Source organism: Candidatus Villigracilis proximus, assembly GCF_016717045.1.
In the GTDB taxonomy this organism is placed as follows: Bacteria; Chloroflexota; Anaerolineae; order Anaerolineales; family Villigracilaceae; genus Villigracilis; species Villigracilis proximus.
On record NZ_JADJUO010000001.1, the window covers coordinates 351,621 to 374,605 of the forward strand.

24 protein-coding genes, 1 tRNA gene and 2 pseudogenes are annotated in these 22,985 nt (G+C 48.6%); 11 read left to right on the top strand and 16 right to left on the bottom strand.

What is annotated here, in order from left to right; all coding sequences use genetic code 11:
• Positions 1 to 59: 59 nt before the first annotated feature.
• Together IPL71_RS01850 and IPL71_RS01855 are read left to right on the top strand one after the other, a co-directional pair.
• On the top strand, positions 60 to 824 hold the full coding sequence (locus IPL71_RS01850) for a type III pantothenate kinase (RefSeq protein WP_345318315.1): 765 nt from the start codon (positions 60 to 62) through the stop codon (positions 822 to 824).
• Positions 825 to 1,580, top strand: a complete 756-nt coding sequence (locus IPL71_RS01855) for a polysaccharide deacetylase family protein (RefSeq protein WP_345318317.1) — start codon at positions 825 to 827, stop codon at positions 1,578 to 1,580.
• 221 nt (positions 1,581 to 1,801) lie between these two features.
• Here IPL71_RS01855 and IPL71_RS01860 read toward each other — a convergent pair whose 3' ends face one another.
• The 8 genes and pseudogenes from IPL71_RS01860 to IPL71_RS01890 all read right to left on the bottom strand — a co-directional run bounded on the left by IPL71_RS01860 (position 1,802) and on the right by IPL71_RS01890 (position 7,111).
• Positions 1,802 to 2,425, bottom strand: coding sequence for a DMT family transporter (locus IPL71_RS01860; RefSeq protein WP_345318318.1), 624 nt, complete (start codon positions 2,423 to 2,425; stop codon positions 1,802 to 1,804).
• A gap of 10 nt (positions 2,426 to 2,435) precedes the next feature.
• Positions 2,436 to 2,672, bottom strand: coding sequence for a hypothetical protein (locus IPL71_RS01865; RefSeq protein ID WP_345318320.1), 237 nt, complete (start codon positions 2,670 to 2,672; stop codon positions 2,436 to 2,438).
• A 105-nt stretch (positions 2,673 to 2,777) separates the two neighbouring features.
• Positions 2,778 to 2,850: transfer RNA gene (locus IPL71_RS01870), tRNA-Glu, on the bottom strand.
• A 39-nt stretch (positions 2,851 to 2,889) separates the two neighbouring features.
• Entirely contained in the window at positions 2,890 to 4,674 is a 1,785-nt protein-coding gene (locus tag IPL71_RS01875) for an LUD domain-containing protein (protein WP_345318321.1), read from the bottom strand.
• A gap of 23 nt (positions 4,675 to 4,697) precedes the next feature.
• Positions 4,698 to 4,946 (bottom strand): hypothetical protein, encoded by a 249-nt coding sequence (locus IPL71_RS01880; RefSeq protein WP_345318322.1) that lies wholly within the window; start codon positions 4,944 to 4,946, stop codon positions 4,698 to 4,700.
• A complete protein-coding gene (locus tag IPL71_RS25730) occupies positions 4,870 to 5,112 on the bottom strand; it encodes a hypothetical protein (protein ID WP_514130729.1) in 243 nt (80 codons plus the stop codon). The genes IPL71_RS01880 and IPL71_RS25730 overlap by 77 nt, the downstream gene beginning before the upstream one ends.
• A 3-nt stretch (positions 5,113 to 5,115) precedes the next feature.
• Entirely contained in the window at positions 5,116 to 5,862 is a 747-nt protein-coding gene (locus IPL71_RS01885; RefSeq protein WP_345318324.1) for a (Fe-S)-binding protein, read from the bottom strand.
• A 134-nt stretch (positions 5,863 to 5,996) separates the two neighbouring features.
• A pseudogene (locus tag IPL71_RS01890) lies at positions 5,997 to 7,111 on the bottom strand (6-phosphofructokinase).
• A 247-nt stretch (positions 7,112 to 7,358) separates the two neighbouring features.
• Between IPL71_RS01890 and IPL71_RS01895 the strand changes: the two are divergent.
• From IPL71_RS01895 to IPL71_RS01930, 8 genes and pseudogenes are all read left to right on the top strand, one after another.
• On the top strand, positions 7,359 to 7,517 hold the full coding sequence (locus IPL71_RS01895; protein ID WP_345318326.1) for a DUF3417 domain-containing protein: 159 nt from the start codon (positions 7,359 to 7,361) through the stop codon (positions 7,515 to 7,517).
• Complete coding sequence (gene glgP, locus IPL71_RS01900) at positions 7,489 to 8,805, top strand: alpha-glucan family phosphorylase (protein ID WP_345318327.1); 1,317 nt, start codon at positions 7,489 to 7,491, stop codon at positions 8,803 to 8,805. The genes IPL71_RS01895 and glgP (IPL71_RS01900) overlap by 29 nt, the downstream gene beginning before the upstream one ends.
• 3 nt (positions 8,806 to 8,808) lie before the next feature.
• Complete coding sequence (glgP, locus tag IPL71_RS01905; protein ID WP_345318329.1) at positions 8,809 to 9,291, top strand: alpha-glucan family phosphorylase; 483 nt, start codon at positions 8,809 to 8,811, stop codon at positions 9,289 to 9,291.
• A 100-nt stretch (positions 9,292 to 9,391) separates the two neighbouring features.
• Positions 9,392 to 9,736, top strand: coding sequence for a rhodanese-like domain-containing protein (locus IPL71_RS01910; protein ID WP_345318331.1), 345 nt, complete (start codon positions 9,392 to 9,394; stop codon positions 9,734 to 9,736).
• 477 nt (positions 9,737 to 10,213) lie between these two features.
• Positions 10,214 to 10,654 carry a hypothetical protein gene (locus IPL71_RS01915; protein WP_345318333.1) on the top strand — a complete coding sequence of 147 codons (441 nt, stop codon included), beginning with the start codon at positions 10,214 to 10,216 and terminating at the stop codon, positions 10,652 to 10,654.
• Positions 10,581 to 11,342, top strand: coding sequence for a DUF4153 domain-containing protein (locus tag IPL71_RS01920; protein ID WP_345318334.1), 762 nt, complete (start codon positions 10,581 to 10,583; stop codon positions 11,340 to 11,342). Before IPL71_RS01915 ends, IPL71_RS01920 begins: the two co-directional genes overlap by 74 nt.
• Complete coding sequence (locus IPL71_RS01925) at positions 11,260 to 11,802, top strand: DUF4153 domain-containing protein (RefSeq protein ID WP_345318336.1); 543 nt, start codon at positions 11,260 to 11,262, stop codon at positions 11,800 to 11,802. Before IPL71_RS01920 ends, IPL71_RS01925 begins: the two co-directional genes overlap by 83 nt.
• 158 nt (positions 11,803 to 11,960) lie before the next feature.
• Positions 11,961 to 12,521: pseudogene (locus IPL71_RS01930) on the top strand (DsbA family oxidoreductase); the annotation flags it as partial.
• Positions 12,522 to 12,666: 145 nt separating this feature from the next.
• Here the strand turns inward: IPL71_RS01930 and IPL71_RS01935 are convergent.
• From IPL71_RS01935 to IPL71_RS01955, 5 genes are all read right to left on the bottom strand, one after another.
• Positions 12,667 to 13,587, bottom strand: a complete 921-nt coding sequence (locus IPL71_RS01935) for a hypothetical protein (RefSeq protein WP_345318338.1) — start codon at positions 13,585 to 13,587, stop codon at positions 12,667 to 12,669.
• Between the two features lie 314 nt (positions 13,588 to 13,901).
• Positions 13,902 to 14,399, bottom strand: coding sequence for a hypothetical protein (locus IPL71_RS01940; RefSeq protein ID WP_345318339.1), 498 nt, complete (start codon positions 14,397 to 14,399; stop codon positions 13,902 to 13,904).
• Between the two features lie 407 nt (positions 14,400 to 14,806).
• Entirely contained in the window at positions 14,807 to 15,373 is a 567-nt protein-coding gene (locus IPL71_RS01945) for a hypothetical protein (protein ID WP_345318341.1), read from the bottom strand.
• Between the two features lie 32 nt (positions 15,374 to 15,405).
• Complete coding sequence (locus tag IPL71_RS01950; RefSeq protein WP_345318343.1) at positions 15,406 to 16,068, bottom strand: WYL domain-containing protein; 663 nt, start codon at positions 16,066 to 16,068, stop codon at positions 15,406 to 15,408.
• Positions 15,995 to 16,222, bottom strand: coding sequence for a 3'-5' exonuclease (locus IPL71_RS01955; RefSeq protein WP_345318345.1), 228 nt, complete (start codon positions 16,220 to 16,222; stop codon positions 15,995 to 15,997). Before IPL71_RS01955 ends, IPL71_RS01950 begins: the two co-directional genes overlap by 74 nt.
• Before the next feature lie 114 nt (positions 16,223 to 16,336).
• Between IPL71_RS01955 and IPL71_RS01960 the strand changes: the two genes are divergently transcribed.
• The gene (locus IPL71_RS01960) at positions 16,337 to 18,181 is read left to right on the top strand and encodes an ATP-binding cassette domain-containing protein (protein ID WP_345318346.1); all 1,845 of its coding nucleotides are present in this window, start codon (positions 16,337 to 16,339) and stop codon (positions 18,179 to 18,181) included.
• 101 nt (positions 18,182 to 18,282) lie between these two features.
• Here the strand turns inward: IPL71_RS01960 and IPL71_RS01965 are convergent, their stop codons facing one another.
• The 3 genes from IPL71_RS01965 to IPL71_RS01975 all read right to left on the bottom strand — a co-directional run bounded on the left by IPL71_RS01965 (position 18,283) and on the right by IPL71_RS01975 (position 22,936).
• Complete coding sequence (locus IPL71_RS01965; protein ID WP_345318348.1) at positions 18,283 to 18,735, bottom strand: peptidase associated/transthyretin-like domain-containing protein; 453 nt, start codon at positions 18,733 to 18,735, stop codon at positions 18,283 to 18,285.
• Complete coding sequence (locus tag IPL71_RS01970) at positions 18,735 to 19,412, bottom strand: hypothetical protein (protein ID WP_345318350.1); 678 nt, start codon at positions 19,410 to 19,412, stop codon at positions 18,735 to 18,737. Before IPL71_RS01970 ends, IPL71_RS01965 begins: the two co-directional genes overlap by 1 nt.
• A 227-nt stretch (positions 19,413 to 19,639) precedes the next feature.
• Positions 19,640 to 22,936: a DEAD/DEAH box helicase gene (locus tag IPL71_RS01975; RefSeq protein WP_345318352.1), complete on the bottom strand. Its 3,297-nt coding sequence runs from the start codon at positions 22,934 to 22,936 to the stop codon at positions 19,640 to 19,642.
• Positions 22,937 to 22,985 lie beyond the last annotated feature (49 nt).

Consider the following 22,985-nt stretch of genomic DNA (forward strand, 5'->3'; position numbering starts at 1 on the left):
CATAGACCACAGTCTGTCAACCATCGTCCATTGTCTGTGGTCAATCGTCCAAGGAAAATATGCTCCTCACCATTGATATCGGCAACACCAACCTGACCCTCGGCCTGTATGAAGGCGATCAACTCGGCGCGCATTGGCGGCTTGCAACCGACCATAACCGCATGCCCGATGAATATGGCTTGCAGTTTTTAGGTCTGCTGCAAAATGCAGGCAAGACACTCGATCAGATCACGGGCGTTTCGCTCGCTTCGGTTGTTCCTCCATTAACCGGCAGAGTGATTCAAGCCTGCCGCGAGTACCTCAAACAGGAACCGCTGGTTGTGGATGCAGGCATCAAAACCGGCATCAAAGTCCGCTATGAAGATCCCAAAGCCGTGGGCGCGGATCGCATCTGCGATGCCGTAGCCGTGATGAAATTTTATGGCGGCCCGGCCTGCGTGGTGGATTTCGGCACCGCCACAACTTTCAACGCAGTGACAAAAGACGGCGAATATCTTGGCGGCGCGATCACGGCCGGCATCAACCTTGCCGCCGAAGCCTTATACACACGCGCTGCAAAGCTTCCGCGCATTGACTTGCAGGTGCCGCCCTCCGTCATTGGCCGCAACACTGTCCACGCGATGCAATCGGGTTTACTGTTTGGGTACGTGAGCATGGTCGAAGGCATGGTGACCAGATTCCGGTCCGAGTTGGGAAGCGATATGAAAGTCATCGCCACTGGCGGGCTGGCAGAAGTCGTCGCCAAAGAAACAAAGGTCATTGATGTCATCGCTCCCTGGCTCACGCTCGACGGTCTGCGAATCATCTGGCAGCTTAATCACTAAATGAAAAAAATAATTTACTGGATCGCGGGGACTTGTATTTTGCTCTTCGCCTGCAATGGAGTCGTCCCGCTCAGGAAGACTCCCCAGCCGATGTCCACGCCTCTTCCCCCGACCGAAACTGCCACTCGACTACCAACACTTCCCCCGCCCTCAACATTTACGGCTTCGCCCATCCCCACGGCCACATGGATTCATCAGGGGCCTTATGAGATTGTTATGCCGATCCTCTTGTATCATCGCATTGATACGTCTCCCGATAACAGTCGTTACTATGTGACGCCTGAGAGATTTGAAGAAGAGATGAAGTTACTGCACGATTGGGGATACACAACCATCACACTTGACATACTCTCGCGTGCCATCATTGACGGCGCTGACCTGCCCCCACGCCCGATGATCATCACCTTTGATGATGGTCACATGAATAATTACACCACTGCCTTTCCGATCATGCAAAAGTATGGCTTCACAGGCGTGCTCTATGTCGTTGGCACCTACATCGGCGCGGACCAATACCTGAACGCCGATCAGATCAAAGCGATGGCTGGCGCCGGCTGGGAAGTGGGTAGTCATAGTATGCGTCATCTTGACCTGCTCGCGCTTGACCGGCAAAACAGAATTATGAAATATTTGAATCGCGTAAATATTTGGAAGAGAAACTGGGGATTCCCATTCAGTCATTTGCCTATCCATTTGGCAATAGCAATGTTGATATCGTTGATCTGGTTCGCGCCGCAGGCTACACAACTGGAATGAGTCTGGGATTCACCTACGATCAGGGAACGGGAAATATATTATCCCTGCAGCGCCGCGACATAAGAGGAACTTATGATCTTAAGCAATTTGCGCTCTTTCTCCCCTGGCAGGGTGACCCGTTTTTTACCAACAGATACCACCCACCCACACCCACTCCATCACGTACGCCAAAGCCGTAATTTTAAAATCCTTCAGAAAGCTGAAGGATTTTTTCTTTAAAGTTAGCGTTCTCCAAAACGCAGCAGGATCACACCCAACAATACCAATCCGCCGCCCGCCAGCTGAATCGGATTTAATAATTCGCTCAAAAAGAAATAAGCCCAGATTGCAGTGAAGGCCGGTTCAAGAGTTGCAATTAAATTTGCGGATGTAGGGGAGAGATAGCGGATACTTAACGTATATAAGCCAAAACCGCCGAGTGTGGGCGCGACGCCCAAAAAGAAAAGAATCCCCCAGCCCGCGGACGAATTTCCAAGCCAGAGCATATCGGCAAAAGCCGGTTTGCCTGTGATGAACAGATCATTCCCGAGATTGAAAAATAATAAAAAGACAGTTGCGAAGGCGAAGCTGTAAAGCAGCGCCGTCCATGAATCTATTTTGGTGTCTGAAGCATGTTTGCCTTCGAGATTGTACACAGCGAATAATAAACCGGAGAGCAGACCAAAGACAATCCCCAGCGGATTAAGATTCCAGACCGAAGCATCATACGCGCCCGCTACCAGCACGATCCCCGCCAGACTTAATAAAATGGATAATATCTTTATCAGGCTGAATTTTTCCTTCAGCACAATGCGGCTTAAGATAGCCGTCATCGCGGGCGAACTGAACACCATGACCGTTGCCACTGCTGCACCATTATATTGAACCGAAAAAGTCCACAGCGAATTGAAGATCGCATGGTGAGAGTCCATACCAAACCATGAACGGCCAGTGGATGCGCTCAAGATGAAAACGCGCGCGGCTGAAGATCAACAGGCCGACCACCATGCCGATGGAGACGAACAGATCACGCCAAAAGGCGAGCACTAAAGACGGCAATGAATACGTCTTGCTCAAATAACTAATGAACGGCCCCGTCGTTGACCAGAGCACAGTAGCGACCAGCGCGATGATAAATCCGCGTGAAGATTGGGAGGTTTGTTTTCATAAAGAGTCCTTGAAAAATAAAAACCCCGCAGATTGCGGGGTTGGTGGGAGTGCCCCCACGGGAATTCGAATCCCGGTTTAAGCCTTGAGAGGGCTTCGTCCTGGGCCACTAGACGATGGGGGCGTGCTTTTTCGAGCGGGTTGCATTGTATCACCGCAAATTTTACCCGTCAACAACAAAGACGTGAACCTCTTTCGGGCCGTGTACGCCGATGGTTAGAGTCATTTCGATATCTGCGGTGCGTGAGGGGCCGGTGATGAAGACCGCCGCGCCTGTGCCTTTTACCAAATGCATTGCGTCAGACAAGGATGACAAAATATTGGATGACTTCAAGACCGCGATGTGGACTTCCGGAAGCAGTGACGCGTGTAACGGGCAGCCCTCTCCATCCGCGATCAAAATGGACCCGGTATCTGCCAGCCCGCAAATGGCATTCGTCACCCCGACGATGATCTGCGGATCAGGTTCGTGCGTGAAATCAATGTCCGCTTTGTGCAAAATATTTTCGTCGAGAGTATTTGGTTCCAGATGAATTTTATGAACGCCGCGTGATCTTAGAAATTCAATAATGTCTTGTGTGGCATTTTTGGTTTGATAGACATGTCCGCCGAGTGCGGTGAGTTCGGATCTAAATTGTGTAATCTTATTATGGAGTGCAGGAGCTTGCTCCTGCGTTTGAATCCTATGGAGTGCAGGAGCTTGCTCCTGCATATTTTCTATTTGAATAGTTATATCTGACGGCAAGCCGTCAGACTCCATAAAACCATCACGAAATGTCCTGCCTGCGAATCTGGGGAAGTCTTTACTGTAACCCCAACCTGTAAACGCGGGCAGACGAATCCACTGCGAGAAGGGGGCGAAGAGAAAACTTCCGAGCGCCGCGAATTTTTGTGACGCCGCATACAGCTTCGGGTGAGTCGCGATGCGGGCAAATATCCGCAAGCCAAATTTGGTTGAGGCGGAAAGTCCCGCGCCAGCGGTTTGCGGAGTGTCGCCTGTGGTGGATGAATATCCGGCTCTGACGCGAGTTAATAATTTCGGCAGATCAATATCCACGGGGCAGGCATCTTTGCATGCGCCGCACAAAGACGAAGCCTGCGCGAGTTGCACATAATTTTCACCGAGCAGCCCCGGCGAAATGACCGAGCCGATCGGGCCGGGATAGGGCGCGATGGAAAGGTCGCTGCCGATGTAGGCGTGCCCGCTCAACTCGCGGAAAACGGGACAGGCATTCAAGCACGCGCCGCAGCGGATGCAATACAAAGATTCTTTAAGCGGAGAATTTCTTAATCGTGTGCGTCCGTTATCAAGCAGAATGATGTGACGCTGCTGGTCGGGAAGCGGTTTGTGCAGCAGTTGAGTGTAGACCGTGAGTTTTTGACCGGTTGCAGAGCGCGGTAAAAGCGAGAGCATGAGCGCGAGATCATCAAGATTTGGGACGATGCGTTCCATGCCCATTAACGCAATGTGGACTGGCGGCAGGGTGGTGACCATGCGTGCGTTGCCTTCGTTGGTAATGACGCAAACTCCGCCCGTGTCTGCGATGCCGAAGTTAACTCCGCTTAAACCGATATCAGCAGTGAGAAAAACTTCGCGCAGAATTTTGCGCGCGGTGGCGGTGAGTGTGGGAATGTCGGTGGTGTAGGGGATGCCGAGTTTTTCGTGAAAGAGTTCTGCGACCTGTTCTTTGCGCAGATGCGCCGCAGGCGTGATGATGTGACTTGGCCGCTCGTGCCGCAGTTGCACAATGTATTCACCGAGGTCGGTTTCGATGACTTCGATGCCTTCTTTTTCAAGCGCATGATTTAGTTCGATCTCTTCAGAGACCATGCTTTTTGATTTGGCGATAAGAACAGAATTCACCGGAGAGGTGTGAACGGAGATCAACAGAGATTTCTTTTTGGTTTTCTTTGCGCTCTCTGCGTCTCTGCGGTAAATCTTTTGCAATATCCAATACGATTTGTATCGCCTCAGCCGCGTCCTTTGCGCGATGGACGATCATGCCGTTTGCTTCTGCATGGGTGATAAATTGTGACAGATGAGAATCGAGATTGTCGATCACATCCGCGCGGATTTTGTGCGCGCGCTGACGTGCCTTCATCCAGCAATTGCGAGAGTTGCGGCATGGCTTCGATCAGCCGTTTATGTATATCTCCCATCGGGTAGTTTCCGTTTGGGACGGGCAGCCAGAACCAGTTGAGTCCTGCGTTTTTTGTCATGTCGCCATATTGTTCGGCGTGTTCGCTTCTCTTTTAACAGAGTGACAATATGTGTACAGCCGATCTCACGCAGATGATTAAAATCCGTCCGGCGCGGACGATGATAAAGGGCAAGGCGTCCGTTGCCTACTTTTACAAAGTTGTATTTTGGCGCTTCGTTATTCATTTGTTATCTGTGATTCAGTATTTCTGCGATATGAAGGACTCTTTGTTTTTTCTTCTGACGATTTAATCCGCCGGCGATGTGCATCAGACAGCCCGCGTCGGTCACTACCAACGTGGGGACTTGCCCTGAGCTTGTCGAAGGGTAGCTCGCTTCCAAATTACTGATCTTGCGCTTTAGCCATTCTGCCGATAACTCAGGATGTTCAACCGACATGATTCCGCCGAAGCCGCAGCACTCTTCTGCATGCGGCAATTCCACAAAAGTCGCACCGTGGACATTCGCCAGGAGGGCTCGTGGTTGTTTATCCACGTTGATGCCGCGCAGGGTGGGGCAGGATGGATGGTAGGTTAATATTCCGTCCCAGGTTGCGCCAACATCGGTGATGTTTAATTTGTTTACAAGATATTCAGTGAATTCATAAGTCCGCGCGGAGAGGGCTTTCGCACGCGGAAGCCAGACTGCATCATCGGCAAATAATTCAGGATAGTTATGCCTGAACATGTGTGCGCATGAACCGGAAGGTGTGACAATGTCGCCGCTTGTCTTTTCAAAAACTTTTATTGTGTGCTCAGCAATGGCGCGTGCTTCCGTGCGCAGACCGGCGTTAAAGGTGGGCTGTCCGCAGCAGGTTTGCTCGCGGGCGAATTCAACAGAGATGCCGAGGCGTTGGAGGATGTCCACGACGGCCTGACCAGTTTTCGGGAAGAAAGAATCGGCGAGACAAGTGATGAAGAGTTGGACGTGAGTCATGAGGCGATTCTAATCCCAAAGTGGAAATATCATCCAATTTTAAAAAGTGGTTAAAAATCTCTGTGGTGAAAGCTTAAAAAAACAAGCCCAACTCGTTGTGAGTCAGACTTGTTGATTCGTAAGGTTGATTGGATCTAGCCGAACGAAATTCCAAGATCGAGGGCGGTGAGGACAATATCTGAATCCATTGGGACCATTTTCATTTTGCCCATGGCCTCTTCGATGGGAACATATTTAACATGCGGCGGGTCGAGTGCAACCATCACACCATCCTGGCCTTCTTCCAAACCGCGGACTGCGGCTGCGCCGAAACGCAGCGCGGTGAGACGGTCGAAAGAGGTGGGGGAGCCGCCGCGTAAAAGATGACCGAGTACCACTACGCGTGTCTCTTTGCCAGAGATGGCATGAATCTCTGCTGCCACTTTTTCACCAATGCCGCCCAAACGCTCGGCGCGGCCCGCTTCATGTTCAACCACGGTGACTGCGCCGCCTTTGGGTGATGCGCCTTCTGCGACCACCACGATGGTGAATTTGTTGCCGCGTGATTCGCGTTCTTTGATCTTTTCAATTACTTTATGAATATCGTAGGGATTCTCGGGGATCAGGATCACATCGGCAGAACCTGCCACGCCTGAGTGCAGTGCGATCCAGCCGGCGTACCGTCCCATCACTTCCACGACCATCACGCGGCCATGGGATGCGGCTGTGGAATGCAATCGGTCGAGTGCTTCAGTGGCGAAACCGACGGCGGTATCAAAACCAAAGGTGACTTCTGTTTTATCGAGATCATTGTCAATGGTTTTGGCACAGAGATCAGACGCAGACCTTTCTTTGAGAGTACGCTCGCGATTGCAAGCGAACCATCTCCGCCGACGGTGATGAGTGCATCAATATGATGCAGGCGGAATCCGCGCACGATCTCATCGGTGCGATCTACTTCTTCGATCGTCCCGTCGGGGCGTGCGATCGGATACTTAAGCGGATTGTTACGATTGCTGGTTCCGAGGATCGTTCCACCCAGGTGGGTGATCCCGCTCACCTTTTCGCGTGTGAGCGGCACAAAGCCTCCGCTTGGATATTCCTCCGGTGAAAGGATTCCGTGAAAGCCATCGAGAACACCGTACACTTCCCAGCCGCGTTTAATCGCTGAAAGCGCCGCAGCGCGAATGACAGCGTTTAAGCCGGGAGCGTCACCGCCGCCGGTGCTGATCGCTATTTTTTTAATTGATACACTTTTATTTTTAGGCATAAAACTACTCCGTTTAATATTTAATTTCCGGTTTGGATTATAGTACTGTAAGCGGATTGGGGCTATGTGGAAATCTACACCTTATTGTCATTACAATTTGCAGGGAGAAATATGCCCAGCGTTTTCTCTTAAGTCCGCGATAATTCCTGAAAAATGAAATTTTCCCGATTAATTTGTTTAGTCATTAGACAAACTTTTCAACCCAAAAATACCGAATCCTATTTTTTACGGTATCATTTCATCCATTATGGAATTCCTAACAACCCCCCCTCAAAAATTTGACCTGCCCAAACGCCTGACGCGTCTTGGTGAATTAGCCTACAACCTGTGGTGGACGTGGCAGCCTGAAGCTGCGCGTCTCTTCGGACGACTTGATTATGATCTGTGGGAACGCCTCCGGGCATAACCCGATCCGCTTGCTGCAGGAGATCAGCCACGGACGTTTGGTGCAAGCCTCAAAAGACAAGGATTATCTCGTCTTGTATGATGCGCTTTTCAAACGCTTTGATGATTATTTCACCAAACAATCATGGACAGAAAAAGCGCATCCCGAATTTGATAACAAACCGGTTGCATATTTCTCAATGGAATTTGGTTTGCACGAAACACTTCCCATTTATTCCGGCGGCCTCGGCGTGCTGGCGGGCGATCACCTTAAAGAATCCTCCGACCTCGGCCTGCCATTGATCGCAGTTGGTTTCATGTATGGGCAGGGATATTTCTCCCAGCGCATCAGCGAAGACGGCTGGCAGGAAGCGCTCAACAATCCATTAACCTTTGAGCATCTGCCCGTTACTCTGGTTACGAAAAAAAACAAACCTGTCACCATTCAAATCGAATTCCCAGACCGCAATATCACCGCGCAAATATGGGAAGTGCGTGTCGGGCGTGTTCCGCTCTATCTGCTCGATTCAAATGTTGAAGGCAACAACGATTTTGACCGTATGCTCACCGCGCGTTTGTATTGGTCTGATCTGGACCGCCGCGTGATGCAGGAAGTCTTACTCGGAGTGGGCGGCGTGCGCGCTCTGCGTGCTCTGGATTATTCCCCCGCGGTCTGGCACATGAACGAAGGTCACGCCTCTTTCTTAACGTTGGAGCGGGCCCGTGAACTGGTTGCATCAGGCTCCACTTTTGCAGATGCCGCCCAAAAGAACCGTGGACAAAATGTCTTCACCACGCACACCCCTGTCCCTGCTGGTAATGACGAATTCCCATTGTGGCTGCTCGATAAATATCTCGCCAAACTCTGGCCCGAACTTGGACTGACCCGCGAAGAATTTGTAGATATCGCCAAGCATCAACAGCCGCACGGCGAAACCTTCTCCATGCCCATTCTCGCTTTGAGACTTTCCAACGGCAGCAATGGCGTTTCAGAACTGCATGGACAAGTCTCATGCGTCCGTTTACACCTCAAACGTAAACTAGCTTTCTATCTCAAGGAACGTGTCCGTGATCGTTGGGCGCACGGCGGATTCCATCCCGTGCAGGTGGTTGCTTCGGGTGTGTTAATTAATCCCTACGCGCTGACGATTGGTTTCGCGCGCCGCTTTGCCACATACAAACGCGCCAATTTGATCATGTCTGATATTGAGCGCTTACTCGATATTATTAACCGTCCCAATATGCCGGTGCAGATCATCTTCGCGGGCAAGGCTCACCCTGCCGATGAACCCGGTAAACAGTTAATTTAAAAGGTGTATCGCACCGTCAAAAAAGCGGAAACAGGCGGGCGTCTCGTCTTCCTAGAAGATTACGACATGAACCTTGCGCGCTACCTTGTGCAGGGCGTGGACGTGTGGATGAATACTCCGCGCCGCCCGATGGAAGCCAGCGGCACCTCCGGCATGAAAGCCGCGATCAACGGTGCGCTGAATTTCTCAGTGCTGGATGGCTGGTGGCGTGAAGCCTACAACGGCAGCAACGGCTGGTCGATCGGTGAGGATAAGGAATATGAGTCGAATGAGATTCAGGATTCTGCCGATGCCGAAGATATGTATCACACCCTTGAGCATAAGATCATCCCGATGTATTACAACCGTGACCCGAAAGAGATTTCACACGAGTGGATCGACATGATGAAAGATACGATGAAAACTGTCATTCCTCAATTCTCCACACGCCGCATGGTAAAGGAATATGTTGAGAAGTTCTACGCGCCCGCGTTGAAAAATAAATAAATAAATTGATTTGATGTTGTTGTTGGGGCGGGGCTTGTCCCCGCCCTTTTTATTCCTTATATATCAGGACGACCACAAGAGTCGCCCCTACGGAGAAAAAATGTTTCCCGAAATTACCGTCACCGAATTGGGTGAAAAACTTAAGTCAGACGAAAAATTTATTTTGCTGGATGTGCGCGAACTGTCAGAGTTGGCATATGCCAAAGTAACAGACAGCAGGCTTGAGGTCACGCCCATGAGCCGTCTCGCGAGCGAGGGTGTCGCCGCGTTGTCAGAGTCCGCTCGCAGCCAGGAAATCCCCGTGTATGTCATGTGTCATCATGGCAGCCGCAGTGTGCAGGTCACCATGTGGCTGGCGCAGCAGGGATATAAAAACATGATCAACGTCAGCGGCGGGATCAATGAATACGCAAGCAGAGTGGATTCTTCAGTGGGCTTCTACTAGAATAATAAGAGGACAAAAATAAAGGTTGAGCTGAAACGCTCAACCTTTATTTTTGTCCATTAAACCAGACTGCCATCCTTGCGGATGGCAATCGTGTGGCGCTGTGGCAATTCTTCGTTAGATCGCGGAGAGGGATGCCACAGCGCTGGGTTTATTGCTACTTTTCATAAGTGACATCACCTCCTCCATTTCGTAAAATGGCATTTAGTTGTTTGCCCCCCAGCAGTAACGAAAGTATGTCACAAAATAAATCGGATGTCAATAGGTGGATTAGAAACTCTCACAAAATTGTAATGCTGATATTTCACGTAAAAGCCCTCTTAAACAGGGAATGCTGCTTTGCTTTTCCTTCGTGCTCTTTGTGTCCTTTGTGTTTAAAGCCTTTCCCTCCCCAATTCCTGAAAAATTGTGATACCTTTTGATAGTCTCCGCCAGACTATCCCGACTATCCTTGCGGAAATTCAATCAGGAGTATGTATGAAAACCAATCCAAACAAACTATGGATATTTGTCTTCGCCCTCGGCTGGCTGTTCGATTTTCTATTTTGGCAAAATAAACCCGGTATCAACTTTGCCATTTTTTCAGCGGCTTGTCTGGTCGCTGCCTTTTACCTTTTATTAAGCGACGGGCTGCGCCCGAATCGCTTCAGCCTGATCCTGCTCCCGTTATTTGGTTTTTTCGCCGCTGTCATATTTATCCGCGCCGAACCGATGACGACCTTTCTCGCCTATACATTCACCCTGCTGACAATGACCATTCTCGCAGTCACCTATCTTGGCGGGCGCTGGATTTTATACACGTTTATAGATTACCTGGGAAAATCCCCTGCAATTATTTGGGAGCATGATCGCTGCCCCGATCACTTTTATAGCAGATGTCCGCAAGGCACAAACGGAAGCCGGCGTTGTACCCTCTAAGCGAAATATTTGGCCCGTCGTGCGCGGCATTGTCATCGCCCTGCCTGTCATCGCCATCTTTGCTTCCCTGCTCGCGTCAGCAGATGTGGTCTTCGGTCAGCGTCTTGAGGATTTGATCAACTGGTTCAACATTGATAATCTGCCTGAATTGATCTTTCGCTTTATTTACATCGTCGTCGTCGGATATGCGCTCGCGGGGGTCGTTCTACACGCCGCCACGCAATCAAAAGATGAAAAACTTGCAAACGAAGACAAGCCGCTCATTCCACCTTTTCTTGGCTACGTGGAAGCCACCATTGTCCTGGGTAGTGTGGTTGCGCTTTTCACTGCCTTTGTCGTTATTCAATTTCAATATTTTTTTGGCGGCACGACCAATATCCACATTGATGGATATACCTACGCCGAATACGCCCGCCGCGGATTTGGCGAACTGGTGACCGTAGCTTTCTTCGCCCTGCTTATGCTGCTTACTTTAAGCGCCATCACAAAACGCGAGAACGAGTCACAGCGCCGGTTCTTCTCGGGGTTGGGTGTAGCTCTTGTTGCCCTTTTGTTGGTCATGTTGGTTTCAGCCTTCAAACGTCTTGGCTTGTATGAAGAAGTATATGGCTTCTCTCGTTTGCGCACCTATACCCACGTCTTCCCTAATTTGGATCGGACTGCTTTTAATCGTCACCATTGCGCTTGAAATTTTACGCAAGGAACGCATGTTCACCTTCGCCATGCTGATTGCCTCCTTCGGATTCGCAATGACCCTCCCCATTCTCAATGTGGATGAATTCATTGTTAAACAAAATATTCAACGCGAGATGATTGTCATTAAATCAGAAAGCAGTTCATCACTGCGTACTGGCAGCGTGGAATTGGACACCAGTTACTTTTTGGATCTCTCCGATGACGCAGTTCCCGCCCTTGTTGAAGCGTATCAGACTCCGACCCTGTCTGATTCCGTCCGAGAGCAGATTGGCGCATCTTTGGCCTGTATCCACTACGAGCGCGGACGGGATACGCGCGAAGTATCCTGGCAGTCTTTTCATTTTGCCACCGTCAATGCAGACCGGGCACTGGCATCCATTAAGAGCGACCTTAAGAAGTTCAAAATTGACGACTCAAAATTATGCGGCTATGGTCATCACGCCCTCTGGTGACGAATTCTCCTGCTCGCCCTATTATTACGACTAAAAAATTCTGAGTAAGAACCTACCTGCATTGCCAGTCTAACTGTCACGATTTATCAACTCAAAGGAGACCGGCAATGGACTTTAAACTGACCATCTTTTCTGATTACATATGACCGTGGTGCTATGTCGGCCAGGGTGTGGTCGAGAAACTAAAAGCTGAATACAACGTGGAGGTGGAATGGCGTCCGTATTATCTGCGCCCTGATACGCCGCCCGAAGGCATGGAACTGCCCGATTACATTCTCAAAGCCCGCGCCAATGGTGCCGATGAACGCCTACAGAGCATGGCGAGTTTGCACAACATGGAATTTGTCTCGCCGCCGCGCATCTACAACACACGCATCGCGCACGAAGCCACCGAATACGCGCGCGAACACGGCAGGGAAATTGAATTCCATCGCGCTGTCTTTCAAAAAGTCTACGGCCAGGGACTGGATATCAGCAACTGGGAAATTCTGCGTTCCGCCGCTGAAGAAGTGGGACTAAATGCCGCTGACATGCAAGCCGTTGTAGATAGCGGTAAATACACCGCTGAAGTCGCCGCGCAAGTGCGGCAGGCGCAGGAGATCGGCGTGACCGGTGTGCCAACCTACGTCATCAATGATCGCTACGCGATTGTCGGCGCTCAGCCATATCAAGCATTCAAGAATGCGCTGGCGCAGATCATGAAAAAGAAAGACGATTAAGAAATGAGCGGGACAAGCCTTTATGGCTTGTCCCGCTTTTTATTTTAACGAAATGTTTTCTGGCGATACTGCTTGTTCTGCTCTTCTATCCGGTCAATCAAGCCCGCATGTTTTGCGCGGATCAGATCTGGCAGACGAAGTTATCTTATTTGGTGTTTTTATCAGGTACGGCCCAATATTTCAAGTCGTCGAATTGCTGCTTGATCTGTTTAAGATAGGCGAGAAGCTCCGCTTTTTCATTGCCGCGATCAACAAACTCGATCATGTTTAGCAGGGTGAAACGGAAGAACTCGTTAACACTTTCTTCTTTTTTATATGCTTTTTGTATTTCTTCCTCAGCCTGTTGATATTCAATGAATTGCCGCTTGATCAGGCTGTCGGCCCGTTTGATGATCAGGAACAGGATGAAATATAAAAGTGCCAAAGTCAAAGTCACGCCAATGGCCACGTTCCTTTGGGCGATCGAAATATTCTCCAGTAAAGGCGTCACATCGTCATATACTTCAAATACACCTTCCACCTCTGAACTGTTATGGCGAATGGGGATGTAACTTGAGATCACATCACGGTTTTCTATCTCGCCTTCAAAAGCGCTGAAGGTATCGCGGTGTGTTAATTCGCTGGCAAAACCACCATTGAGCGCCGCCAGATAACCAGCGTTTTCGCTTTTGTCTTCACCGATCTGATCTTCCTGAGTGGAGAAGAGGGTGATGCCTTCGCGGTTGTAGATCTTGACCTTGATGACAGACAGCCCTTGCGTCTGCTCAATGACTGCCTGACGAAGCCGGGCAGTTTCAGGGTGGGCGCGGATCTCATCCGCGCTCAGATCGGCAGACGAAAGCAGGAAAGAGGAAAACTCGGGCCAGATGACATTGGAAAACGTCTGGGTTAAGGCCGCGTTCTTTGATTCCCCGATTTCAAGCAGACTGTTAACCGCGATCTGACGATACAAGGTCACCAACGAAACGGCGACCAGTACAAAGGCGATCAGACTCGTGACGGTGAAATACTGGAGGAGTGGAAACGGTTTCCTCTGTTTCTCTTCTTGTTTTGGGCTGTTGTTCACTTTCTGCCTCTATAAATAAATATTAACTTATTGAAAGATCGTTATATTATAGTACATGGTTGGGTTTGAAAATGTGACCAAATGCTTGCATTTTTTGGTATCGTAGGGGCGGGGACAGAGGCACAACTTCGCTAGTCAGCACAGGCTGGACTCTGTTTGGGAGCAGAGAAAACTCGAAGCCACACATAAGCGAAATGCCTGTAAATCGCACACACGAAGTGCCCCAGTGTCCAGTACGTGCTACATACTTTGTTGGGCGTTCTTTAGAGCATACAGGGATTTCTATATTATGCCTAATGAACAATCATTTTGGTTCACCAACAAATTCTGGATTTTCCAATACGTTCCTCGCAAATTTCTCCCCAGTTTGTAATTTGCCAACCAAGCTCATTTTTCGTAATTTCAATGTCGTCAATATAAAAATAATAAACCCGATAGTCCATGATATAACAAATAATTGAGTCGGAGCCGTTGCAATAGATATCGTTACAACCCATTCCACCACCTCCTACAACTCCCTCCAGCCAATTATCATTCGTGAACAACCAAATGGCTCGACAGGCGAATGCACCATGAGTTTCAGCCCACGAATCAATTCTAGTATGTTGATTAGCAATTGTGAGTGACTTTGCCAAATGATAGTTGTTATTCATCATAGCATCAAAAAATGCTGATTGAACCTCTAATTCATTTGCTCTGTCAACTTTGGCAGGAGACGGTCTTAGAGGGATAGCATTACATATAATACAAATAAGCAGGAAGGATATTAGAAGGATGGATTTTGGTCTTTTTAGTCTCGCCCAAATATTCATTTTGAAAACCGCCATTCGCTATATCTTTATGTAAACATCCAACGGTTTGCGTGGACTATCCGCTGGGGCGGACGTAGATTATGTTTGGGAGCAGGACGCGAAGCGTGCTCAAAGCCAGAAAAATGCTTGGAATCGCGCCAGAATCTCCAGCGTCGGGTGCATGCTTTGTTATCCAGCTTTTCTTAATTCTCTAAAGACTTGATAAACCCTTACAATGGGGTGCAAAGTTTATTATTATTTCACGCATTCTTTGCGCTTGTTCAACTTGACCTGACTGATTATAAAAGCCCTCTAATCCCCATGCAACTAAAACTTTTATCATCATTGGAGATTTTGTTATTTTTGACTCTAATCTAATTACAATGCTTGGATCAAATTTCCACTAAGAAGCTCTCCAATATCAATAGCTATATCACTAAAATTAAAGAAACATTTGCGCCAGGAAATGATTTAGATACTTCGGTCAATCGCCTTGCTTCTTTCGCTAGATTAATTCCTTGCCGAAAATCATGCTTTTCCAAATATGCCCATAAAGCGAGGAGATATATTTTTTGTGCTTGAAAAAGCGGCGGCTTTTTTTCCCAATTAATTTTACCTGCTTCTGTTCTTGCAGAATCAAAGTAGCCATACAGAGTATAGGCAAGTGCCTTTGTGAAAACTAAATTGGCGTCTTTGTGCGGAGTTTTTGCCTTGCCGATTTTTTTATCATAGTAATCAATTAATGGTTGAGGTGAACTAGATTTTAATAATTTGTTGAATTGTGCCGTCGTGCCGGTGTAAGTCCACAAAATTACCATTCCTGCAATTGCAATCACAGGGATGGGCATGTAGCTGCCTTGTCGAATCAATCCAAACATCCCGAACAAAAGGATACCCCAAATAATAATAATTGGTATCCATTGTTTGAGTAAAAATAAGGTGTTTTGTTTCTTCTCCATTTTACCTGCCTTTTTAGAGATTATTTTTTTATGCACGGGTTGCCTAACTATGATTTATACAACTTCCTCTATTCCTTATTCACTTCCACCGCCACCTCAATAATCCGATCTAATCGAAAGGTTCGTTCGGCGTTGCGGGTGTGGCAGTGGGCTTGCAGGTAGATGTAATCAGACAGTCCGATGACTTCTTTGGGGGAGATCCAGCGTTCTGAGAGTTCGCCGTCTTTATCCATATATTTGATGAACAGACGTTTGCCGCTGTTGATGGCTTCGCTTAGATCAGTCGGCAGGTACACACCCTCCTGCGGCCAGGCGGGCGAGTTATAAATTCCAATATAATCATCAAGCGGCTTGCCGTTGGGTTTGAGCGTATCCATCATGGCGAAGAAAATATTTTTCGCGGTCAGTGCGTCTGCCTGGGCGCGTGAACTTTGCAAATTCTTTGAGACATTAAATGCATCTGCCAGATAGTGCAGGCTGTAGGAAGGCAGCTCGAAATATTCGCGCGCCATGACCATCGTGTCGATCAGGTTGGGATATTCCACGGTGCGGTTCAGTTTGCGATATTCATTATCAAGGAATTGCAGATCGAATTGCGCGTTATGGCAAACGATGATCGTATCTTTTAACACCGCTTCAAGCTGGCTGGTGATCTCTTCAAAGCGCGGCGCTTTTTGCGAGTCGTGATTCGTCCAGACCGTTGATGTGGGCCGCCGCGGGTGAAATCTCATGTTCGGGATTGAGGAGCAGGTCAACGGTCGATTTGATGCGTTTGCCTTCAGTTAGGATAACTGCAATTTGGCAGATGCGATCTCCAAACCAGGGAGAAAGTCCGGTGGTCTCGATATCCAGAAAAGCGAAGCGTGCGTTGGAAAGAGTAAACATAGGCGCTATCTTACCGTTTTATTGTTTGATGTGCAACATTGTCAAAGATTTTTCCCCGCTCCCCAAACTCGCAAGTTGTAGTATATTTTCCCCCTTCAAAGGAAAAGATTATTTATGGCATTAATCAGTTTGCAGGATGTAAGCCTCGGCTTTGGCGGACCGCGGCTTTTTGACGGCATCAATTTACAGATCGAGCAGGGCGAATGGGTGGGTTTGCTGGGACGCAACGGCATGGGCAAATCGACTTTGCTCAAGCTGGTCAACGGCGATATTAATCCGCAAAGTGGATCTGTATCTCGTCAGCAGAATTTGCGCGTGGCCTATTTGCCGCAGGAAGTTCCGGCGAAGGTCACCGGAAGAGTATTTGACATTGTAGCCGGCGGTCTGGACTCACCGACGCCTGCTCCTGCCTCCGATGAGCATCACTGGCAGGGACAGCTTCAAGTGGAGCAGGTCATCTCGCGTATGCAATTGGATGCCGATGCGCGTTTTGAAATTCTTTCCGCCGGCATGAAGCGCCGCGTCATGCTGGCGCGCGGACTCGTGAAAAAGCCTGATCTGCTTTTACTGGATGAACCCACCAATCATCTCGACATTGCATCGATTGACTGGCTGGAAGGTTTTCTCAAACGCTGGGGCGGCACGCTCTTATTCGTCACCCATGATCGTGTCTTTCTGCAAAAATTAACCACCCGCATCGTTGAATTGGATCGCGGAAGGTTGTTCGATTGGAATTGCAGTTACAACATTTTCCTCGAACGCAAGGAAGCCATGCTCGCCGCTGAAGCGGAGCAAAATATTCTCTTCGATAAAAAACTGGCACAGGAAGAAGTCTGGATCCGCAAAGGCATCGAAGCACGGCGCACACGCAATGAAGGCCGCGTGCGCGCGCTCAAACGTCTGCGCGAAGAACGGCTCGTGCGGCGTGAACGTCCCGGCAAAGTAAAGATGCAAATTCAGGGCGAGAAACGCTCTGGCAAACTGGTGGTCGAAACTGAAAACGTTAATTACTCGATCGGCAGTCAGGCCATTGTCCGCGATTTCACCTGCACCATTCAACGCGGAGATAAGATCGGCATCATCGGTCCCAACGGCTCGGGCAAGACCACATTATTGCGTTTGCTGTTGGAAGAACTAACTCCGCAAAGCGGCAGCGTGGAACACGGCACGAATGTGGAGATCGCTTATTTCGATCAATTGCGTGCCCAGCTCGATGACAGCAAATCCGTGTTGGATAATGTGGGGCAGGGCAGTGACAACGTCACCATCAATGGCCGCACCCGCAATTTGAATGTCTATCTGGAAGATTTTCTTTTCTCAAAAGACCGCGTCAATGCGCCGATCAGCGCGCTCTCAGGCGGCGAGCGGAATCGTTTGCTGTTGGCGCGTCTGTTTGCGCAGCCCGCTAATCTACTGGTAATGGATGAGCCGACCAATGATCTGGATGTTGAGACTCTGGAAATTCTCGAAGATTTATTGCTCGATTATGAAGGCACGCTTTTACTGGTCAGCCATGACCGCGCTTTTCTGAATAACATCGTCACCAGCACGCTGGCTTTGGATGGCAGCGGACAAGTCACCGAGACCGTCGGCGGCTATGATGACTGGCAGCGTCAGAATGAAGCAGTGAATGCCGCGAAGATCGAAGTCAAGCCGCGCAAAGTTGTGGTCGAACAAAATGATGCGCCGTCTACTCCGGTGGAGATATCCAAAAAACTGACCTATAAAGAACAGCGTGCCCTCGAAGCGCAAAAGCGTGAACTGGAAGAACTGCCGCAGAAGATCGAAAAACTCGAGGCGGATGTCCATGCTCTGACGGCGGAAATGGCAACCCCGGCTTTTTATCAACAAGACAGCGCCATGATCGCACAAACGGTTGACCGCTTAAAAGCAATGCAGGACGAATTAGCGCAGGCGTATCACAGATGGGAAGAGTTGGAGAAGCTGTATTCAGAATAACTTTTGTGTGTCATTCGATTAAAAAAACATCCAGAGTCATTGACTTTGGATGTTTTATATTAACCAATTCAAATTATTGATTACTTACGTTAAATGATTTCTTATGGTGTGTGACTCCAGCCATTTAGGAAGTCTTCTGTTTGAAAATGTATTTTTCCCATGTCAATCATTTGTCCGGCGGTCACATGGATTGCGTGTTCGTGTCCGCTATTTCTGTAGGCGATGATCACAATTTGTTCTCCGGCTGGAACGCCTTTCAATTGGAAATAGCCGTTCTGGTCAGATCGCGCAGATAGATTCGTACCAAACACGAAAATTTCAGCTTCACTGGGATTTCCCAGATCATCATATATGATCCCGGTGATTTCACCGGTACCGGCCAGGATGGCAAGTGTTCCATCTTGAGCCATGTTTAGAATCATCAATAACAGACTTACAATCGCCAATCCAATAATGACAGCCCAGATGCGGCGCTGTTTGCGGGAAGGGTCTGGAAGGCCGGCGGGCAATCCATCTTTGTATAATTTTAAATCGGGGGATTCTTCAAAGGCCATTATTTCACCTCAGGACAATTTAACGGGTTGATTAGAAAATCGGAGAAACTTAATTCGGTTCCGGCGTTTGAAAATACACCTGTACCTCCCTCGGTATATGTTTTATCGCTGCCTTGCAGTACTTGCTGACCGTTCATGTATGCGGTGAATGTGTTTCCTTCCACTTTTACACTCATATCCGGGGGATTATTCCAATCAATATCAGATGGCAGATAGTACATTTTGATATAGGGCTTGATCTGTACGCCGTTTACCCATTTGCTGAAATAAATTCGAGTTGGATTATTTTTGTTCACTTTTTCAACTTCAAACATGTACCCGTTGAGACCATTCGCACCATTTTCTGCACGAAAGGTGATGCCGTATCCGTTCCATGTGGCATTGGTATTTTTGACCGTGACGCCTGAAAGATCAAGCTGGTAATCGCTGTCTGAAAATCCAGGTAGTAGTCCGCCGCATAGCGGGCAAACTTTATACCCGTCTTGTTGTTGTTCGATTCCCCCTTGCCAGAATTTATCCTTGGAGGATTCCCATTCATCGCCTGCTTCAGCCAGTGGCTTGCACGAATCGTCTTCGCCCTCAATTCCGGTCTTTATCTGATTGAATAAGTCAGATGTGGATACGCCAGAGATATTCAAGGCCAGGATTGCAATAACAGCCATGAGTACAAGCAACAAAGCATATTCCACCAGCCCTGCCCCTTTTGAAATTGCCTGACAGTGCGTCCCATTTGAGCCTCCTGTATAAAAGAGTATACAACTTTGATTCGCAATGAAACCTTGCAGGTTGCTAACGGCTGGTATTAAATTTTCAACCCCATTTTTAATGATACGTCAATAATCAGTAAGAGATGTTCTCTCAGCGCTCTTCAGTATCTTAAAAAGGTTTTGTGTGCTGCTGAAATTTAACTAAACAATGCATTTATGTCATCCTTGGTCAGTGACTTGAAGAAACTAGCTTCACTGGAGATGATGCTTTTCACCAGAGCGCGTTTCTTTTCCTGTAATTGCAGGATCTTTTCTTCAACCGTGTCGCGTGCGATGATCTTATACACGAAGACCGGTTTCTTCTGCCCGATGCGATGGGCGCGGTCACTGGCCTGCATTTCAACCGCAGGATTCCACCATGGATCAAGATGGATGACATATTCAGCGGCGGTCAGGTTTAATCCCACGCCGCCGGCTTTCAGACTGATCAGGAAGAATTTAATATCGTCATTATTTTGAAATTCATCCACTTTGGCCTGACGGTTTTGTGTCTTGCCATCAAGATAGATATATTTGATCTTGCGTTTGTCGAGTTCCTGTTTGACGAGTTTGAGTGTCTCAACGAATTGCGAGAAGATGAGCGCCTTGTGATTCTCGGCTTGCAGGGTCTCTAATGTTTCGAGCAGAATTTCAAATTTGGGCGCTTCGCCTTTGTAGGTTTTATCCACGAGTGCGGGATGAATGGCGATCTGCCGCAATCTCAACAAGCCTTCCAATATCTTAAAGCGCGCGTCGTTCATACCTTCGCTTTCGATCAGGCCGAGTAATTCAGCACGATATTTCTCACGCGTCTGTGTGTATAGTTTTTTCTGCGCGGTATCCATGTCTGTATACACAATGCGTTCGGTGCGCGGCGGAAGTTCAGGCGCAACCTGTTCTTTTGTACGGCGCAAAATGAATGGATAAACTAATTTTCGCAGCATGGCCGTGGCCGCTTCACCAGATCCGCTTTCGATGGGGTTGGCGAATTCATGCTTGAAATATTCCATGCTTCCAAGCAGGCCGGGATTCAAAAACGAGAACTGTGACCACAACTCAAAAGTATTATTTTCAACGGGCGTACCGGTCATCACGATGCGATGGTCCGCTTTTAAGAGACGCGCGGCTTTGGCACTCTTCGCCAGCGGATTTTTGATGGCTTGCGATTCATCCAGAATGACATGATGAAATTTATGTTCACGCAGAATTTCAATGTCGCGCAGCATCGTGCCGTAGGTGGTCAGCACCACATCGTAATCGCTGAAAATGGACACGTCTTTGCTGCGGAGATTTCCAATATATTCAAGGAAGCGCAAGCTGGGTGTGAATTTTTCGGATTCACGCTGCCAGTTTGCAATTAAACTTTTGGGGACGACAAGCAGCGTGACATTCTTAACCTTTGCCTGCTCCTGCTGCGATTGGAGATAAGCCAACACTTGAACAGTTTTTCCCAGTCCCATGTCATCGGCGAGGATGCCGCCGAATTTATATTCCTTGAGGAAGTGCAGCCAGTCGAATCCATGCTTTTGGTAGGGACGTAACTCGCCGGTGAATCCTTTGGGCAGGCGCTGTGGCTTGATCTTCTCAAAGGCGCTGAGTCGCTCTCGGCGCTGAATCAGGTCTGGGGGCGCTTGAAGCGTGGCGTCCTCTTCGAGCAGTTGATCCAACAGCGGCAGATGCAGGTCGCTGACGCGGAATCCTTCCCCGGTTTCTTCCGCCAGATTCCATAGATGTTTATATTTTTCGAGCCACTCTTTTGGGATTTGTCCTACGGAGCCATCGGCGAGTTTGATGTAATGATCGCCGCGCTTGAGGGATTTGCGCAGATCGTGCAATGAGATTTTTTGATCGCCATATTCGACGACAGTTTTCAAATCGAACCAGTCAATGCCGGATGTGATGCTGACGCGCAAAGTTGCAGTGTTACGATTGATCTTGCCGATCTTGAGTGTGTCTTCGCCGTAAATTTCAAACCCGGCCTGCGTGAGCTGCGGGACGGAGTGCAATAGAAAATCAAAAGGATGCGTGCGGGCGCGCAGTTCAAATACGCCGAGCTCGCCTGCGCGTTTGAGATGGTAGGTGGGGTCGATCAATAGTTGATAATAATATTGCTCGCGTTCAAGCCGGCGATAAACGCGGACGAGGTCCCATGTGCCGGGGATGGTTTGTACAATATGATCTTCGTCAGATTTCGTAGCGGGCAATTCATGGTCGCCGTATCCGAAACGCAGGTCAATGCTCAACGTGTTGGTATTGTCATCATGCAGATATAAACGCGGAACAGGTTCTGTATAAACATCATGCCAGTGGACGATGTCACTTTTGATCGGAAATAATTGCGCGATCTGCGCGAAATAACGCTCACGAAAAACATCCTCTTGCTTGAGAGGAATCACAATTGGAAATGATGAAAGAATGGAAAGCGCCTGTGTGTTGCGCAGCGGGGCGATATGATCGTCCATCAATACCCAGGTCGGGCCGCTGGAGATAACTTCTATTTTTTTGTTGATCGCTTTGAACTTGTCATCTTTTTCAAAGCCCGCTTGCAGTGTCAATTTGCTTTCATCACTTTGCAGATCAATGTTGATGTCAACCGGATCATGCAGGAGGTGTAGGCGCATGTCGATTTTGTTTGGATAGAAACTGCCGAGAAAAACGGGAATCTCCAGTTTGGCAAGCATGGAAAGATACATCGACATACTGCTCGAAACAATTCCGTACAGGCGGCCTACACTTTGTAAAATGTTCAGAAATGAGATGGCATCGGGGCTGAGGTTGATACAGCCTTCGGGATTCATCTGTTGCTGCATTTTCTCGCCGGCCTTGGCCCATTTCTGATTGGTAAACAAAAAGTCATTGACTTCCTGTTGGGTGTTTAAGACTTGTCCCTTGATCGAGTTCAGGTCGTTTGCTTTAACAATGAAAGGCTCAATGGTATACGTATAGGAAGAGCGGGGGGCGTTCCCATAGGCGTAATTACTGATCGCAGAACGTGTCAGCATGACCAGCGCGGCATACTGTTGATAATTGCCTACCGGCGTGCGGCGCGGAACCAGAGCGAGCGTCTCATTAAGTTTATTCTGCCAGTTTTGTGTGGTTTGTGAATCCTGAATGGGGAGCAAGTCCTCTTCATATTCAAACTCTTCATCCTCCCCTTGAAGATGCGCGATCACCGCCAGTGCGGATGCGACCATGTGTTTGCAAAAATGACTGACAGCATACGGACAGGTACAATCGAAGGAAAGCTGGCCTGATTTCTGCGCGATCTCAATCTCAACGGTATATTCCCCTGAATCGCCGCCGACTTCGCAAACGGCTTTGCTATTGTTTTTCGTGAGTATAATTTCCCAGACACGGCCATCTTTGAAGTATTCCTGTCCGCGTTGAATGGACTTTGGATCGGCGTAACGTGAGAACGGATAGTTTTTAAGGAGTTGCGGGGTAAGGCTATGCATTGATATGATTATAAGTCATGTGTATGGCGGACGTGGGTTGTCCAAATTT

Coding starts and splice junctions, on each gene's coding strand:
- IPL71_RS01850 (WP_345318315.1), top strand. CDS start 60: ATGCTCCTCACCATTGATATCGGCAACACCAACCTGACCCTCGGCCTG.
- IPL71_RS01855 (WP_345318317.1), top strand. CDS start 825: ATGAAAAAAATAATTTACTGGATCGCGGGGACTTGTATTTTGCTCTTC.
- IPL71_RS01880 (WP_345318322.1), bottom strand. CDS start 4,946: ATGACAAAAAACGCAGGACTCAACTGGTTCTGGCTGCCCGTCCCAAAC.
- IPL71_RS25730 (WP_514130729.1), bottom strand. CDS start 5,112: ATGAATAACGAAGCGCCAAAATACAACTTTGTAAAAGTAGGCAACGGA.
- IPL71_RS01885 (WP_345318324.1), bottom strand. CDS start 5,862: ATGACTCACGTCCAACTCTTCATCACTTGTCTCGCCGATTCTTTCTTC.
- IPL71_RS01895 (WP_345318326.1), top strand. CDS start 7,359: ATGGAATTCCTAACAACCCCCCCTCAAAAATTTGACCTGCCCAAACGC.
- glgP (WP_345318327.1), top strand. CDS start 7,489: ATGATCTGTGGGAACGCCTCCGGGCATAACCCGATCCGCTTGCTGCAG.
- IPL71_RS01910 (WP_345318331.1), top strand. CDS start 9,392: ATGTTTCCCGAAATTACCGTCACCGAATTGGGTGAAAAACTTAAGTCA.
- IPL71_RS01915 (WP_345318333.1), top strand. CDS start 10,214: ATGAAAACCAATCCAAACAAACTATGGATATTTGTCTTCGCCCTCGGC.
- IPL71_RS01920 (WP_345318334.1), top strand. CDS start 10,581: ATGATCGCTGCCCCGATCACTTTTATAGCAGATGTCCGCAAGGCACAA.
- IPL71_RS01925 (WP_345318336.1), top strand. CDS start 11,260: ATGGCTTCTCTCGTTTGCGCACCTATACCCACGTCTTCCCTAATTTGG.
- IPL71_RS01940 (WP_345318339.1), bottom strand. CDS start 14,399: ATGAATATTTGGGCGAGACTAAAAAGACCAAAATCCATCCTTCTAATA.
- IPL71_RS01950 (WP_345318343.1), bottom strand. CDS start 16,068: ATGAGATTTCACCCGCGGCGGCCCACATCAACGGTCTGGACGAATCAC.
- IPL71_RS01955 (WP_345318345.1), bottom strand. CDS start 16,222: ATGTTTACTCTTTCCAACGCACGCTTCGCTTTTCTGGATATCGAGACC.
- IPL71_RS01960 (WP_345318346.1), top strand. CDS start 16,337: ATGGCATTAATCAGTTTGCAGGATGTAAGCCTCGGCTTTGGCGGACCG.
- IPL71_RS01965 (WP_345318348.1), bottom strand. CDS start 18,735: ATGGCCTTTGAAGAATCCCCCGATTTAAAATTATACAAAGATGGATTG.
- IPL71_RS01975 (WP_345318352.1), bottom strand. CDS start 22,936: ATGCATAGCCTTACCCCGCAACTCCTTAAAAACTATCCGTTCTCACGT.